This window comes from Clostridium pasteurianum (assembly GCF_001705235.1).
GTDB lineage: Bacteria > Bacillota > Clostridia > Clostridiales > Clostridiaceae > Clostridium_S > Clostridium_S pasteurianum_A.
Window position 1 is genome coordinate 2,816,864 of the sequence record NZ_MCGV01000001.1, and the last position, 16,571, is coordinate 2,833,434.

The 16,571-nt window shown below is 31.1% G+C and carries 16 protein-coding genes; 13 read left to right on the top strand and 3 right to left on the bottom strand.

The window, feature by feature from the left end; genetic code table 11:
- Positions 1–129: 129 nt before the first annotated feature.
- A complete protein-coding gene (locus tag BEE63_RS12550) occupies positions 130–786 on the top strand; it encodes a Crp/Fnr family transcriptional regulator (protein ID WP_066021709.1) in 657 nt (218 codons plus the stop codon).
- A 107-nt stretch (positions 787–893) separates the two neighbouring features.
- Here BEE63_RS12550 and BEE63_RS12555 read toward each other — a convergent pair whose 3' ends face one another.
- Complete coding sequence (locus tag BEE63_RS12555; protein WP_066021710.1) at positions 894–1,313, bottom strand: DUF3842 family protein; 420 nt, start codon at positions 1,311–1,313, stop codon at positions 894–896.
- 18 nt (positions 1,314–1,331) lie between these two features.
- Positions 1,332–2,144: an ATP-dependent sacrificial sulfur transferase LarE gene (gene larE / locus BEE63_RS12560; protein ID WP_066021711.1), complete on the bottom strand. Its 813-nt coding sequence runs from the start codon at positions 2,142–2,144 to the stop codon at positions 1,332–1,334.
- 409 nt (positions 2,145–2,553) lie between these two features.
- Between larE and cbiM the strand changes: the two genes are divergently transcribed.
- Genes cbiM through larB form a run of 5 tightly spaced genes read left to right on the top strand, consistent with a single transcriptional unit; the run spans position 2,554 to position 7,079 of the window.
- Positions 2,554–3,543 (top strand): cobalt transporter CbiM, encoded by a 990-nt coding sequence (cbiM, locus tag BEE63_RS12565; RefSeq protein ID WP_066021712.1) that lies wholly within the window; start codon positions 2,554–2,556, stop codon positions 3,541–3,543.
- Positions 3,530–4,333, top strand: coding sequence for an energy-coupling factor transporter transmembrane component T family protein (locus BEE63_RS12570; RefSeq protein WP_242874925.1), 804 nt, complete (start codon positions 3,530–3,532; stop codon positions 4,331–4,333). The genes cbiM and BEE63_RS12570 overlap by 14 nt, the downstream gene beginning before the upstream one ends.
- A gap of 4 nt (positions 4,334–4,337) precedes the next feature.
- Entirely contained in the window at positions 4,338–5,066 is a 729-nt protein-coding gene (locus BEE63_RS12575; RefSeq protein ID WP_066021713.1) for an energy-coupling factor ABC transporter ATP-binding protein, read from the top strand.
- Between the two features lie 24 nt (positions 5,067–5,090).
- On the top strand, positions 5,091–6,299 hold the full coding sequence (gene larC, locus BEE63_RS12580) for a nickel pincer cofactor biosynthesis protein LarC (RefSeq protein ID WP_066021714.1): 1,209 nt from the start codon (positions 5,091–5,093) through the stop codon (positions 6,297–6,299).
- Positions 6,300–6,332: 33 nt separating this feature from the next.
- Positions 6,333–7,079 (top strand): nickel pincer cofactor biosynthesis protein LarB, encoded by a 747-nt coding sequence (larB, locus tag BEE63_RS12585; protein WP_066021715.1) that lies wholly within the window; start codon positions 6,333–6,335, stop codon positions 7,077–7,079.
- A gap of 206 nt (positions 7,080–7,285) precedes the next feature.
- On the opposite strand, the gene BEE63_RS12590 is transcribed toward larB, so the two are convergent.
- The gene (locus BEE63_RS12590; RefSeq protein ID WP_066023229.1) at positions 7,286–8,518 is read right to left on the bottom strand and encodes an Nramp family divalent metal transporter; all 1,233 of its coding nucleotides are present in this window, start codon (positions 8,516–8,518) and stop codon (positions 7,286–7,288) included.
- A gap of 285 nt (positions 8,519–8,803) precedes the next feature.
- On the opposite strand from BEE63_RS12590, the gene mntR reads away from it, so the two are divergent.
- The 7 genes from mntR to BEE63_RS12625 all read left to right on the top strand — a co-directional run bounded on the left by mntR (position 8,804) and on the right by BEE63_RS12625 (position 16,546).
- Positions 8,804–9,277, top strand: a complete 474-nt coding sequence (gene mntR / locus BEE63_RS12595) for a transcriptional regulator MntR (protein ID WP_066021716.1) — start codon at positions 8,804–8,806, stop codon at positions 9,275–9,277.
- A 258-nt stretch (positions 9,278–9,535) separates the two neighbouring features.
- Positions 9,536–11,014, top strand: a complete 1,479-nt coding sequence (locus BEE63_RS12600) for an amino acid permease (protein WP_066021717.1) — start codon at positions 9,536–9,538, stop codon at positions 11,012–11,014.
- 391 nt (positions 11,015–11,405) lie between these two features.
- Positions 11,406–12,290, top strand: coding sequence for a MurR/RpiR family transcriptional regulator (locus BEE63_RS12605; protein WP_066021718.1), 885 nt, complete (start codon positions 11,406–11,408; stop codon positions 12,288–12,290).
- A gap of 39 nt (positions 12,291–12,329) precedes the next feature.
- Positions 12,330–13,613 carry a M20 family metallo-hydrolase gene (locus BEE63_RS12610; RefSeq protein WP_066021719.1) on the top strand — a complete coding sequence of 428 codons (1,284 nt, stop codon included), beginning with the start codon at positions 12,330–12,332 and terminating at the stop codon, positions 13,611–13,613.
- Positions 13,597–14,928, top strand: coding sequence for an amidohydrolase family protein (locus BEE63_RS12615; RefSeq protein WP_066021720.1), 1,332 nt, complete (start codon positions 13,597–13,599; stop codon positions 14,926–14,928). Before BEE63_RS12610 ends, BEE63_RS12615 begins: the two co-directional genes overlap by 17 nt.
- Before the next feature lie 14 nt (positions 14,929–14,942).
- Positions 14,943–16,145 (top strand): aconitase X catalytic domain-containing protein, encoded by a 1,203-nt coding sequence (locus tag BEE63_RS12620; protein ID WP_066021721.1) that lies wholly within the window; start codon positions 14,943–14,945, stop codon positions 16,143–16,145.
- Complete coding sequence (locus tag BEE63_RS12625) at positions 16,145–16,546, top strand: aconitase X swivel domain-containing protein (protein WP_066021722.1); 402 nt, start codon at positions 16,145–16,147, stop codon at positions 16,544–16,546. Before BEE63_RS12620 ends, BEE63_RS12625 begins: the two co-directional genes overlap by 1 nt.
- Positions 16,547–16,571 lie beyond the last annotated feature (25 nt).

Genomic DNA, 16,571 nt, shown 5'->3' on the forward strand with positions numbered 1-16,571 from the left:
TTTATATTAGCTAGTGTAAATCAAAATTTAATATGGTAAAATATCATATGTTGTTAACAAATGCTAACAAGTACACATTTCTGAATTCTTTTATAAATGATTAATATAGTTATCTGGGGGGATTTATACGTGGATTCAAATTTTTTAATAAATTTTTTAGAAATGTATAATGCACAGGTCATTACAAAAAAACATCATACGTATCTTACATATTATGGGCTGGAACAGCAATATACGTATGTGTTAAAAGAGGGAATAATTAAAACGAGTATTATTTTAAAGGATGGACGTGAATTCAATATTTCTTATATCAACACACCTAATATTATTTCTTTATTGAGAGATGAAGTTAGTGAGTACACATCTTCACCATTTAATGTGCGAGTTGAATCTAAAGAAGCAGTTTTTTATAAAATTCCAAGAGTTACATTTTGGAAATATGTGCATGACAGTACAGAATTACAGGAATATATAAATAATTATTACAGAAATGAGTTATCAAACAGTATACAAAAAAGGCAAATCACGACTATGAATAGTAAAAAGGGGGCGGTTTGTGCTTTTTTATATAAATTAATAGATATGTTTGGGAAAAAAGACGGAGAAGGGTATCTAATAGATTTTCCAATAACCAATGAAGATATAGGAGGATTTTGTGGAATTTCAACCAGAAGCAGTGTAAATCGTATACTTCATGAGTTGAAAAAAGAAAAGATCATTGATATTGACAATGATATAATACGTATATTGGATGTGGATTATTTATTTGGTTTTGTTTTAAATTGATATTAGTTGCATTAAAGTTATTCACATTATGTTGATAACTTTAATGCAGCTAGTGGATATTTATTTTATATTTTATTGTTGAAGTTAATAGTCTAACGGGTTAAGCATCATAAAATGCTTCTTTTTATATCTAATATTATTTCATCAATCATGTCTTTTATTTTAAAATCGGTTGTACCAGGTATGTATATACCACATTTTCTAAGTGGAATTATATATTTGGTGCATTCTAAACAAAATAAGGTTTTAGAAATAAGAGGAGTTATTTCACCATGTATGCCATTAGAGCAAATAGCTCCTATAGGGCCTATCAGGCAGTCAATTTTATTTTCTTTGCAAAATGAACAAATTGGTTTTTCGCCACTTATTCCAATATTTGCACCACATTTTAGCATATTGCTAGCAGCTGTAGAGTTTGTGCCTAGTGCGATAATATGCATATAGCTTTTATCAATCGACTTTAATAATTTTTTTATTATTGCTTGTCCCAATCCTGCACCTTGAGCATCTATTACGACAATATTCATGGTAATCATCCTCCTAAATTAATTATTATCTAAAGTTTTATTCATGTTTCCAGATATATATCCACCAAGGTCAAGGGTTACATAAAGAAAGCCAATTTCTTTTAATTTTTTGTTTACTTCCATGATTATTTTTGAATTTAAAAAGTTTTCCATCTCATCTGGAGAAATTTCTATTCTAGCTATTGTATCATGACATCTTACCCTCAATTGTTTAAAACCAAGATCTAAAAGAAAAGTTTCTGCTCTGTCAATCATATTTAATTTTTCTTTTGTAATTTTATTGCCGTAAGGGAATCTTGATGATAAACATGCAAAGGAAGGCTTGTTCCACGTAGGAAGATCGAGCTTTTTAGATAGAGTACGTATATCGTCTTTTGTTAAACCGGCTTCTTTTAAAGGACTTGTAATTCCTAATTCTTCTGCTGCTTTCATACCAGGTCTATAATCATTCATATCATCAGAATTAGATCCGTCAAGTACATACTTAGTTCCAAAATTATCAGCTTCTTTTTTTAATTTAGTGAATAGCTCTTTTTTGCAGTAGTAACATCTATTTTTAGGGTTGCTTACATATCCTTTTATATCAAGTTCCTCGGATATGATCGTTTTATGTTTTGCACCAATTTCTTGTGCATATTTAACAGCTTCTTTAAATTCCCTTTCAGGATATGTTGAAGATTTAGCTGTTACTGCAATGACATTATCTTTAAGAACATCATGTGCCACTTTTAATAAAAAGGTGCTGTCTACTCCTCCTGAATATGCGATTAAGGCACTTTGCATATTTTTTAAAATATTTTTTAGATTTTCGTATTTCTCTTGAAGTTCCATATGTAATCCTCCATTTTCATTGGTTTAGGATTTTTAACTCTAGTCTTAACTTACATGTGGCATATTACATGCTTTTAAGTCGATATTTTAAAATAAATATAAGTTAAAAACTTGATATAAAAACTCTATAGTTGATTTGCAATTTAATATAAATCAATATTGTGATAATGTCAATTTTATAATTTATAAATTTTTATCAAATTTAATTTTTATATATTGTGAATTAAAATTAATAAAAAAATGCATATTTACAAAAGAAAAATTGTATGCTAGTATAAGCGTGTGCTACGAGAGCATATAATTATTTGCAAATTTAATATTTTAAGTCATTAATGTAAGCCACGAAGGTTGATATTGTTTTAACTATCAATTTTTATGACTTTTTTTGTTTTTAAGGAGGTTTAATATAATGCATATACCAGACAATTATTTAAGCCCTGCAACTTGTGCTGCAATGGGAACAGTAATGCTGCCAATATGGGTAACAGTATCTAAAAAAGTAAAAGAGAGAATAGATATAAAAAAAATGCCTCTTATGGGGGTAGGTGCATCACTTTCATTTTTGACTATGATGTTTAATGTTCCTGTTCCAGGAGGTACGACAGCCCATGCTGTAGGGGGAACACTTTTAGCTATTTGGCTTGGACCAGAGGCTGCAACATTGTGTATTTCAATCACACTTTTAGTACAGGCATTACTTTTTGGTGATGGTGGTATTTTAGCTTATGGAGCAAATTGTTTTAATATGGCATTTGTTATTCCGTTTGTGGGATATGGTATTTATAGTTTTTTTAAGGATAAATTAAAAAATGAAAAAATTGCAGCTGCTCTTGGTTCGTATGTAGGTATAAATGCAGCAGCGCTCTGTGCTTCAATTGAGCTTGGAATACAACCACTACTTTTTAAAGATAAATTTGGGATGCCACTATACTGTCCATACCCCTTAAAAATAACAATACCTTCTATGCTTATTCCTCATCTCGCTGTTGTTGGTATTTTAGAAGTAATTATAACAATTGGGGTATTGGGATTTGTTAAAAGAGTTTCAAAAGGAACTATTTATGAAGGTAAAAAGGCAAAATTTAAAGCTATTTATGCTTTAATTGCAATTCTAATAATACTTACTCCGATTGGACTTATTGCATCGGGTTCAGCCTGGGGAGAATGGTCTCCGAGCGAAATAAAAACTGTTGTAAGTGGCGGAAAGACCCTTGGTTATGTACCGAGTGGAATGTTAAAAGGAATTAAATATAATGCTTTCATGAATGGATATTCTATAAAGGGAATTTCTGACATAGTAGGATATATTTTGTCAGCAGTACTGGGAGTATCACTAATCATAATAATATTTAGATTGATTAGCAGTACAAAAAAAGGTGAAAATAATGCAAAAGGTTAAGATGCCAGAATGGCTTTTAGTAGAAGATGATTACAGGCCGCAGAAGGGTAGAGAGAGATTCTTAGAAAAAAATATAATAACAATGCTCTGCATTATACTTAAATTTTGCAGAAAAGATAAAGAAAAATCTGCCATAATAAATGAATTAACTAAACTTATATCTGCATTTGTTTTGATTGTATTTGTATCTTTATCAAAATCATTTGCATTTATTTTAATATGTATTGTACTCGTAACGGTTCTAATAAACCTTCTTTCGACAAATCAAATGCGCCGTGTTTTAAAAAATGATTTAGGAATTGGAATTTTTACAGCAATAATGCTGTTGCCAGCTCTTTTTTTAGGATATGGAAATAATATTTTGATGATTTTCCTTAAGGTTTTGTTTTCAGTTTCTATAGCTAATATGTTTGCAGTTGCAAGTGACTTAGATGAGCTTGTAGGAACTTTTAAAATATTTCATGTGCCTGACATTTTTATTTTTATTTTTGATATTATGATAAAATATATAATTCTTTTAGGAAACTTATGCTTGAGTATGCTTTATGCAATTAGACTTAGATCTATAGGAAAAAGTAGAAATAAAAATGAAGTTGCAGGTGGAATTCTTGGTACTGTATTTATAAAGTCAAAAGAGAGCTCCGAAGAGATGTATAGTGCCATGAAGTGTAGAGGATTTTCCGGAGTATATAAAACTAAATCAAAAATTGATTTCGAGATTATGGATTATATATGTTTTATACTTGATATATTATTTATACTTACATACTTTTATTTTGATAGGTTGTGATTAGATGATCGATATTAAAAATGCAGCATATTATTATGATAAAGATGAAATTGCAGTTAAAGATATAAATTTACATATTGATAAAGGGGAAGCCGTTGCTCTAATTGGAGTTAATGGAAGTGGGAAATCTACCATAATGAAAATTATAAACGGATTGATTTTCCCTCAAAAAGGTCAATATTTTTTCGAAGGCAATGAAATAACAGAAAAAAAACTTAGAGATGAAGCTTTTGCGAAGATGTTTCACAAAAAAATAGGCTTTGTTTTTCAAAATTCTGATGTCCAGCTTTTTTGTTCTAATGTATATGATGAAATTGCGTTTGGACCGAGGCAGATGGGGATAAATGAAACTGAAGTTAAGCATAGAGTAATGGATACATTAAAATTTTTAAATATAGAGAACTTAAAAGATAGACAACCATATCATTTAAGCGGAGGAGAGAAAAAAAGAGTAGCAATTGCAGCCACGGCTATTCTAAATCCTGAAGTTTATGTATTAGATGAACCTATGAGCGGACTTGACCCTAAAACTAAGAGATTCCTGAGAGAATTTATAATTAGCTTAAATAACGCAGGCAAGACTATATTGTGCTCGGTTCATGATTTTGAATATGTAAAAGATGTTTTTAAAAGGGCCATAGTTTTTTCAGAAGATCACACGATTATTAGAGATGGCTCATATGATGAAATTATTAATGATACAAATTTTTTATATAAAAATAACATTATTTAAGATAAGAAAAGAGATGTACTGTGGATGAAAATTTTATACTATAATTGTTTTTCGGGAATAAGTGGAGATATGAATCTAGCGGCTATGATAGATCTAGGTGTTGATAAAGATTATATTTTAAGAGAATTAAGTAAATTAGGGATTCATGGTTATGGTATTAAGGTAAAAAAGGATCAAAAAAATGGTATAACCGGTACACGGGTTGATGTTATTTTAGATGAACCTGTATGTGAGCAACATAACCATCGCAACCATCATCACAGAACAATGAAGGATGTAGAGAAAATAATAAATTCAAGTAGCCTAAATCATAATGTAAAAAAAATAAGTCTGGATATTTTTTATGAAGTTGCAAGGGCGGAGGCAAAAGTTCACGGTAAGTCTATGGATGAAGTTCAATTCCATGAGGTTGGGGCTGTTGATTCTATTGTTGATATAGTTGGGGCAGCAATATGTTTTGATTATTTAAAAGTAGATAAGATAATGTGCTCTACAATTGAGCTTGGTGGAGGATTTGCTAAATGTGCTCATGGAATTATTCCAATACCTGCTCCTGCTACAAGTGAAATATTAAAAGATGTTAAAGTTAGTTTAGGGAGAGTTAATATTGAAACTACAACACCTACAGGAGCGGCAATATTAAAATCTCAAGTTTCAGAGTATACTGATAAAGTAAGTTTCAAGGTAAATAAAGTTTCTTACGGAATAGGACATGCAGATATAGATATACCGAATGTTTTGAGAGTGATGATAGGTGAAGTGAGTGATGAAAATACCCAAAGCGAAATGGAAAATGTTGAAGAAACGGTTTTAGAGAGCAATATAGATGATATGAATCCTGAAATTTATGAATATGTAATGGATAAATTATTTGAAGCTGGAGCAAAGGATGTATACATAACTCCAATAATAATGAAAAAAGGGAGACCGGGAAATAAATTAAGTGTATTGTGCAGTAAAGGCAATATCCAAAAGATAAAATATATTATTTTTAAGGAAACTACAAGTCTTGGATGCAGAAGCTATACAGTCACTAAAACCATGCTTAAAAGGGAGTTTAGAAAAATAAATACGACTTTAGGACAGGTTGCTGTAAAAAGTGCTTATCTTAATGGAAAAATAATAAAATCAAAACCTGAATATGATGATTGCAAAGGATTGGCTAAAAAAAATAATGTGAGTATAAAAGAAGTATATGATGCTGTAAAAGAAACACTGAAAGGTGATAGATAAGATAGGAGTTATTGTTAATGGAGGAATGTACACATGGGTGAAGATGAAATTATAAGTATGGTTAAAGGTATAAAACAAGGTAATATAAGTACTGAAGAAGCTGTTAGTAAAATAAAGGAACTCTCATATAAAGATCTTGGATATGCTGCTATTGATAACAGTAGAGAAAATAGAACTGGATATGCTGAAGTTATATATTGTGCAGGAAAGACAATAGAGCAGGTTAAGGGCATTGTTCAGTATATGATGAAAGGTAATAGCAATATACTTGCAACGAGGGCATCAAAGGAAATGTATGAAGAGGTCAAGAAAATTTGCAAGGATGCTGAATACAATGAACTTGCTAGGGTTATTAGTGTCAAGAGAAATAAAGAAGATATAAGTGACAGCTATATAGCAGTAGTTACTGCGGGAACTTCTGATTTGCCAGTAGCTGAAGAAGCAGCTGAAACGGCTGAGGTGTATGGAAATAGAGTAGAGAGGGTTGTAGATGTTGGAGTTGCGGGAATACATAGACTTTTTAACAAGATAGATGTTATTAGGAAGGCTAAAGTTGTTATTGTGATAGCAGGCATGGAAGGAGCCCTAGCAAGTGTAGTAGGTGGACTTGTTGATAAACCTGTTATTGCCGTTCCGACAAGTGTAGGATATGGAGCTAATTTTGGAGGACTTTCAGCACTTCTTTCAATGCTCAATAGTTGTGCCAGTGGAGTAAGTGTAGTTAATATAGATAATGGTTTTGGAGCAGGCTATCTTGCAAGTATGATAAACAAACTATAATTTGTGAAATAATAATATTGCAGAACATTAAATAAACATCATAAATCTAAGAAGTTAATTGATATTTATTTAAATCGTTCTGCAATATTATTATTTCACATGATTCATGAGTTTAAGAAAAAAATTCCTCCGTACCTACAGAATTTTCAAATGCTAATATATTATTATAGAACTTTTTTAATGTTCCAAATCATTGTTACTTCGTTTTATTTAAATGTTAGGAATAGTAAGGCTGCATTCATAACTATTATCACTGTTGAAATTACAAAACCAAGAAATTTGGTAAAGGGTTTGTTGACAAAAGCACCCATTAAATCTTTTCTATTGGTTACTGTAAGCAGCGATATGACAGCAACAGGAAGTACAAAACTTAAGCATACTTGACTCATTAAAAGTGCTTTTGTTGTATTTATTCCTGCAATGATAATAAGTATTCCTGGAGCCATGGTGATTATTCTTCTAAGATTCGCAGGAATTTTTATATCCACAAAACCATCCATAATTGTTTCACCTGCCATTGTACCCACAGAAGATGACGAAAAACCAGAGGCAAGTAAAGCTATTCCAAATGCACCGCTTGATAGACCACCTAAAAGTGGTTCCAATGATTTATGTGCTCCTTCTATTGATTGTATATTTATGCCTTTACTATGAAAAACTGCTGCGGACACTATTACCATAGCAGCATTTACAATAAAAGCAATATTCATTGCTAGGAATATATCTATTTTTTCCATGTGTAAATGTCGTTTCTTTTCCTCTATAGTCTTACCGGTATTACGTGCTTGAACAAGTTCTGAATGAAGATAAATAACATGAGGCATAACTGTAGCTCCAAGCATTCCTACCGCAATTAAAATTGCTTCATTATTGGGGATAGATGGTATTAAGGTATGAGTGGCAACTTCTCCCCATTTAGGATTTGAAAGAAACAATTCTAAGGTATATGAAACACATATTATAGCAATGAAAACAGTTATAATAAGCTCAACAACTCTTTGACCATATTTTTGAAGATAACTGATTATGAATGTAACTACTGCAGTTAAAGCAGCTGAATATAATAATGGCATACCAAATAGTAAATAAAATCCAAGTACTCCTCCTAAAAACTCTGCCATTGTTGTGGCCATAGCTGCAAGAGTACATGTTATATAAAAGAACCAATTCATTTTTTTTGAAAATACTTCTCTGCATACTTGGGTTAGGTTTTTGTCCGTTGCAATACCTAATTTCGCCGACAGTATTTGAAGAAATATAGCCATTAAATTGCTCCAGAAAATAACCCATACAAGATTATAATTAAATATTGATCCAGCACTAATATTGGTGGCAAAGTTACCAGGATCAACATATGCTACACTGATAATAAATGCTGGCCCTAAAAACTTTAATACATATTTAAATTTTTTTGAAATAGAATTTATGCTGGTGTTCATAGACTTTATGTCATGAGTATTTGTTAATACACTTCCTTTATCCAATTTACAGTTCACCTTCTTTGTTAATCTATATATAATGCATTAAATTTCTAACATTGAATTATATATAGTTGGCTGTGAATTAAAAAATTATCTTAGATTAATATATTTAGGTTAGACTAATTTTTATAGCTAATATAAAATATGAATGTCGTTATAAAAATGTTACGATATGTAATTTTAAAATTTATTAATCATATAATTTACTAAAGGGTTATAAACCTTAAAAGAAGGTGAAAAAATATGAAAAATACCGATTTTCGTACTTTTAGTGAATATATGAAAAAAGAAGATAATACCTTAACAGCATCTATGGAGGATTATCTTGAAATGATATATAGGCTGTCAATAGATAAAGGTTTTACAAGGGTTCATGAATTAGCTGAAGCGCTAAATGTGCATCCACCCTCTGCCACTAGAATGGTACAAAGATTAGGTGAGATGGGTCTTTTATTATATGAAAAGTATGGAGTAGTTACTCTTAAAGATGAAGGAAAAAAACTAGGAAAATCTTTATTAAAACGTCATAATACTATTTCAGCTTTTTTAAAATTATTAGGTGTGGGAGAAGGAGAAATTTTAGAAGAGGTTGAAAAAGTTGAGCATACTTTAAGTAATGAAACTATTAGGTGCTTTGAAAAATATATTTCATTTATAAATGATAATCCAGAGATACTTGATAAATTTAATAAATATAGGTACCAAAAATGTGAATAAATATATAATATAAAAAGGTGAAAAATCAAATTTTTCATCTTTTTATATTTGTACTAAATGGACAAAATTGTTTGTGAAATTTGCTTCTTGTATGGTATAATGTTTTAGTACTTTATCACTTTAGCACGATAATACATACAAAGATTTGTGGTTGCTGAATAAAGAAGATTTATTTAATGAAAATTATATAGCTACAGCAAGACAACCAGAGATTTGATTTCTTAAATAATGTGTTTAACCTAAAGAGGAGAGATTTTAATGTCTATAAATCTAGAAAAAAAACAAAATGAAAAATTACAAAGAAGTTTAAAAACACGTCATATGAATATGATCGCTATAGGAGGTTCAATTGGAACAGGGTTATTTTTTACAAGTGGTAATGCAATTAGTACCGCAGGTCCAGGTGGTGCAATTGCAGCATATGCTGTTATGGGAATCCTTGTGTATTTTTTAATGACATCGCTAGGTGAAATGGCAACAATGATACCAAACTCAGGTTCATTTGAGACTTATGCATCAAAATTTGTTGATCCAGCATTAGGCTTTGCACTGGGCTGGAATTATTGGTTTAATTGGGCAATTACTGTTGCAGCAGAGCTAGTTGCAGGGGGACTTGTAGTTAAGTTCTGGCTTCCTAATACAAGGACGACATTTTGGAGTGTAGGATTTTTGGCTATTTTATTTGTTTTAAATATGATGTCTGCAAAAGCATATGGTGAAGGGGAATACTGGTTTGCAAGTATAAAAGTTGTAACGATTATTGTGTTTCTTGTTGTTGGTGTACTTATGATATTTGGAATCATGGGTGGACATGGAACAGGTTTTAGTAATTGGGTGCTTAAGGATGGGAAAGGTAATTCTGCACCATTTGTTGGTGGAGGAGCAGCAATACTTATGAGTTTTTTAACAGCTGGCTTTTCTTTTGCAGGTACAGAAGTAGTTGGACTAGCTGCTGGTGAATCCGAAAATCCTGAAAAGGATGTGCCTAAAGCTATAAATTCAGTTTTTTGGAGGATACTAATTTTTTATATTGGTGCAATTGTAGTTATTGGTTTTATTATTCCGTTTAATGATCCTAATTTGCTCAAAAATGGTGTGTCGGAAATAGCATATAGCCCTTTTACTATTGTATTTAAGAGATCTGGTATTGCTGTTGCAGCATCAATAATGAATGCAGTTATATTAACTTCTGTTCTTTCCTGTGGTAATTCAGGACTTTATGCAGGATCTCGTATGTTATATGCTATGGCTAGGGAAGGAAAAGCACCTAAGATGCTTGGACGTGTAAGCAAAAACGGTGTTCCTATAAATGCACTTATTTTTACATCAGTTATTGCATCAACAGCTTTTTTTGCATCCCTTATTGGTGATGGTAAGATATATTATATTCTGTACAATTTATCAGGCATAACAACCTTTATAACATGGCTTGGAATAGCAATTTGTCATTACAGGTTTAGGAAAGCTTATGTTGCTCAAGGCAAAAAAATTCAAGATTTAAAATATAAAGCATTATGGTATCCATTTGGTCCTATATTTGCAATGATACTTTGTACTGTAGTTTTATTTGGTGCTAATATATGGGTATTTCAGGCTAAGACCTTCAGTCTTTTCGATTTTATAACTAACTATGGAAGTATTCCTTTATTTTTATGTTTTTATCTTATATATAAGAAAGTACATAATACAAAACTAGTTTCATTAATGGAATGTAATTTTGATTTAGATAAGGATTAGGGATTACATAAATCACAAAATTTTATTGTGCAGTAATATTAAAAATTCAATATTACTTTATTTTTCACAATTGAATAAGATAAAAAGCCTGAAACTACTTGCAAATAGGTGGTTTCAGGCTTTTCGATATATTTAAAAAAGTGAGTAATGTTTCTATTTATTTACCTGAGGATTTGTTCACGATGTACAAAAAAATGCGCTTTTATATACTTTAGTTGGCTAAAATAACAATACTATTTTATTAAATTAATAATAAAATAGTATAATATGTGATAATTTAATAAAAAATGTTGACTTTTGTTAAACAAAGATGTATATTCTTAATAAAGATATTCATAATATAAAGTTGATGAATGATATTATTATTCATTGATACGAATTATGTTAGGGGATGAGTAAAGTTAGTTCAACAAATTTTAAATCAAATATAAGGGAATTTAGTCAATTAAAAAAGCAAATGTTTGAGATATCTCAGAACTCATCTGTTTATGAAAAACTTGCTTATTATATTGAGAAAAATTACAAACATATTATTTTCATGACAGCAGCAGAGGTTGCAGAAGCAGCTGATGTAAGTCAAGGGAGTGTTTCAAGATTTTGTAGTGCTCTTGGATACAGAGGGTATAATGAATTTTTACATAATTTGCAGCAATTTATGAGAGAAGAGATAACGGCACCACAAAGATTGCAATATACTTCTCATAATAAGAGTATTGGAAATATACTTAATATGGAGCATAAGAATATAGACGAATTGGAAGCAATTTTAAATCAGCCAGCATACCAGAAACTTATAAATAAAATAATATCGGCTAGGGAACTTGTTTTAGTATCTGCTAGAATGTCAGCAACAATACTTCCATATGCATGTTATATTTTGAATAAGATAAGAAATAATGTTATTGCAGTTACACCAGATAGTCCTTTATGGAATACTTTAGAACTTAGGGATCCTAAAGTTACTGAAATACTTACAATAATGTTTCCAAGGTATCCTAATGTATTAATAAATAAGCTTGAAAGTTTAAAAGAATTGGGATTCTCTATTTCAGCTGTTACAGATAGTATTATATCACCAATTACAAAATTATCTGATCCTGTGATAACTGTGCCAATAACAACTTCATCAATTTTTGACATATATAGTACTCCATTATTATTTCTCAATTTGCTTTTAAGAGATGCAGCAAATAACATTGATGGACTTGATAAACGACTTGATAGATTAGAAAAAATGGAAGAAAAAAATAATATATATTACAGGAATGGTAGATGAAATTTTTAATTAATGCACGGTAGGAAATGAGGTTTTACTATGGAAAATAATCAGCATATAAATATCAATAAGAGAAGAATATATGATAATTTAAATAGATTATCTGCTTTTGGTAGAAATGAAAATGGAGGAATAGATAGATCTTTTGGAGATAAAGCAGATATTGAAGCTAGAAAATGGATTGAAAAGTTATGGAAAGAAGATTTGGGTCTAAAAGTAAAGATAGATCCTATAGCGAATATTTGGGCAAAGTTTAATGGACAAGCTGAGCTTTCGCCAATAGTTATAGGTTCACATCATGATGCGGTAGCTAATGGCGGTATGTATGATGGAGCTTTAGGAGTAATGCTTGCAACGGAAGTAATGCAAACTTTAAAAGAAAACAATATTAGATTAAAGCATCCATTTTGTATAGTTTCTTTTTCGGCAGAAGAACCTAATTCATTTAATATATCTACTTTAGGTAGTAAGGTACTTTCAGGAAAATTAACAGAAGAAAAATTAAAAAATGTTATGAATGAAACAAAAAGTATAAAGCTTGAAGATGCAGTATTAAAATTGGGAGGAAATTTAAATAAAATAAATGAAGCTCTACTTAAACCTAATGATATAGGAGCATTTATAGAATGTCATGTAGAACAGGGCAGAAATTTGTATGATAAGAAATTATCCTTAGGTGTAGTAACAAAAATAACTGGAATTTATAGAGAAAAAATTAGCATTGTAGGTGAAGCAAATCACGCAGGTACAACACTTATGAGATATAGGCATGATGCGTTACTTGCAGCTTCCGAAGTTTGTTTAGAGCTTGAGAGAATAATAAAGAAAATGGGTAGAGATAATCTCGTAGGAACTGTAGGCAATATGAATGTTTCCCCGAATTCAGCCAATATAATTCCCGGCGAGGTTTCTTTAATATTGGATATAAGGTCTACAGACTATGATATAGTGAAAAAAGTCATTGATAAAATTGCTAATAAGATGTGTGAAATAAGCACTGAAAGGGGAGTAAGTTTTATTAGAAAAACAATATTAAATCAGCCAGAGGTTACTATGGATGAAACAGTAAGGGCTTCTCTTAAAAAAGCAGCAAATATGATTAGTGAACCATTTATAGAGCTACCAAGTATGGCAGGACATGATGCAGCACATATAGCTAAGGTTGTAAAAACAGCGATGTTATTTGTTCCAAGTATAGAAGGTAAAAGTCATTGTCCATCTGAAGAGACTGATATTGATGATATTGAAAAAGCAGGTAACACATTACTTCAAGCTGTTTTAATATTGGATAAGGAGCTGGACAAAAATGAAAAAAGTATATAAACCCTCATTATTACATTATAATAAAAGTTTTATAGAAAATAAAGCGGTTGTGGTTGAAAATGGCAAAATATTAGCTGTAGATTCTGTCGATGAATTAATAAAAAAATATAATGATGCAGAAATAGTAGATTTAACTGGTACTATAATGGTTCCCGGAACTGTTAATATCCATAATCATTCATTTCAAAGTCTTCTTAGAGGTATTGCTGCGGACAAGCCATTTTTAGAATGGAGAGATAAGTCACTTTATAAGTTTTCTCCAGAATTATCAGCGGATGATATATACACAGGAGCATTATTTGCATTTGGAGAAATGCTTAAATATGGGGTTACTACTGTAAGTGATTTTTTCTATGTTCATAATGATGGAATTGAAAGTGATGAAGCAGTTATAAAGGCAGCTAAGGATGTTGGCATAAGACTTGTACTTGCAAGAACTATGTATGATTGGGATGGAGCTCCAAAGGGATATCTTGAAACTGTGGATGAAGCTTATAGCAATGTAGAAAAATTAGCAGTTAAATATAATACCAGCGATACAGTAAAAATAGTACCAGCTCCCCACAGTCTTCATGCTGCATCAATAGATATGATTAAAGCAGGATATAAATTGGCAAAGGAACTAGAAACAAAGTTTCATATACATGTTGCTGAAGAACCTTTTGAGGTAGATCAAGTTAAGAAAGAATTTAATTTAAGACCTATGGAACTCCTTAATAAAATAGGCGTAGTTGATGATTCTATGTTGGCAATTCACTGCGTTTGGTTAAATGATAATGAAATAAAAATAATGGGAGAGAATAAGGCAAATTTAGCTTATTGCCCATCAAGCAACATGTTTTTGGCAGATGGTGTAACCAATATACCTGCATTGATTAAGGCTGGAGTAAAGATAGGGTTTGGTACAGATGGAGCATGCAGTAATAATCGAATAAGTGTTTTTGAAGAAATGAGAATGTGTTCACTGCTTCAAAAGGTTACAAAACTTGATTCATTATGTGTAAATTACAATGATGTTTTCTCTATGGGAACAGAATATGGCGGAGAAATACTTCAGATGAATGTAGGTAAAATTGAAAAAGGATATGGGGCAGATTTTGTGGCAATTGATATGAATGATATGTCTATGCAGCCTATATTTAAATCTGGTGAGCAAATACTTCCTAACATAGTGTACTCAATGCAGCCATGTGCAATCAAATATGTAATATCAAATGGTGAAATTAAAGTTAAAGACGGACACATTCTTACTATATCAGAAGATAAAATTGTAAATAACGTTCAAAAATTAATGGAAAAATTAGAGAATGTATAAGAAGGAGGATAAGAATGAATTTAACACAAGAAGAAAAGGATATGCTAAGCGGTAAATATGGTAAAGGAACTGCCATAGCAATGAAAATTCAGGTAGCCATTGGAGAAGTTTTCAATGCACCTAAAATGGTTCCTGTTTCTCGTACTCATGTAGCTTTAAGTAATCAGGAAGCTGATTTGTGGTTTGTGGAAAAGCTTGTTAATGAGGGGGCAACATGTAGAATTTCACCTACTGTGAATCCAGGCTTTAATCTTGAATATTTTCAGTGCATAACAGATATAAAAAAGGAAGATGAGGAAATAATAAAAAGAACAAGAGAAGCTTATAAAAAAATTGGGGCGACACTTACATATGATTGTACTCCATATCTAGAAAAAAATGTTCCAAGGTTTGGAGAAATAACTTCTTTTTCTGAATCAAGTGCAACTCCTTTTATAAATTCTGTTTATGGAGCAAGAACAAATAGAGAGTCAGCACAAAGTGCTTTATGTGCTGCCATAACGGGAAGAACTCCTTATTATGGATATCTTCTTGATGAAAATAGAAAAGGACAGGTACTTGTTGAAGTAAAAGCTGATATAAAAGATGATTTTGACTATCAAATGTTAGGATATTGTACACCTAAAAAAATAAACTTTAAAACACCAGTATTTGTTGGAATGCCTCAAAATCCATCTCAAGCAGCACTTATGAATTTAGGTGCGCAGCTTAATACAGGAGGTAATGTTCCGCTATATCATATTGTAGGGGTAACACCTGAAGCAAAGACAATTGATGATGCATTTCATGGTGAAAAACCAGAGACTGTTGTAACTATAACTAATGAAGATCTTAGAAAAATGCAGGAAGAACTTACTGATGAAGGGGGGAAAATTGATTTCGCATTGTTTGGATGTCCTCATTTCAATCTAACTCAAGTTTCAGAGGTTGTAAGTTTGGTAAAAGGTAAAAAACTTAAAGCGCCTCTTTGGATAATGACATCTTCTCTTACCAAAGAACTTGCTAATAGAATGGGTTATCTTGAAATTTTGAAAGATGCTGGCGGAGATATTGTAGATGATACTTGCATGGATCAACCTTGTTGGCATTTCTTATATGGCAAAAAGGGAGTTACGGATTCTCCTAAATGTGCTTATTATACAAAACGCAGGAATATGGAATTTGTAATAAGAAGATTAGAAGAATGTATAGAGGCTGCAATAAGGGGTGAGATTTAATGAAAAATTTTAAATGTCATAAAGTTTCAGAAGGTTTTGAAAAAGGAGAAGTTTTAATTTCTAAAGATGATTTTTGCTTTTACCTTGTTGATCCTGAAACAGGGGTGGTAATAGAAAAAAATCATTGTCTTGAAGGAAAAAGCATAGCAGGAAAAATATTAGTATTTCCAAGTGGTAAAGGAAGTTCGGTAGTTCAAGCTGATGGTATGTATCAACTAAAAATGAAAGGTAAGGGCCCTAAAGCTCTTATAATCAAATATCCAGATACAGTACTGGTTGCAAGCTCAATAATAATGGAGATGCCTGTTGTGGATAAAGTTGAAGAGGATTTTTACAAAACAGTAAAGAACGGCGACGTGGTGGAAGTAGATGCTACTAATGAGGAAATGAGTTTGAAATAGTTTTATGCTTTATAACTAATTAAGA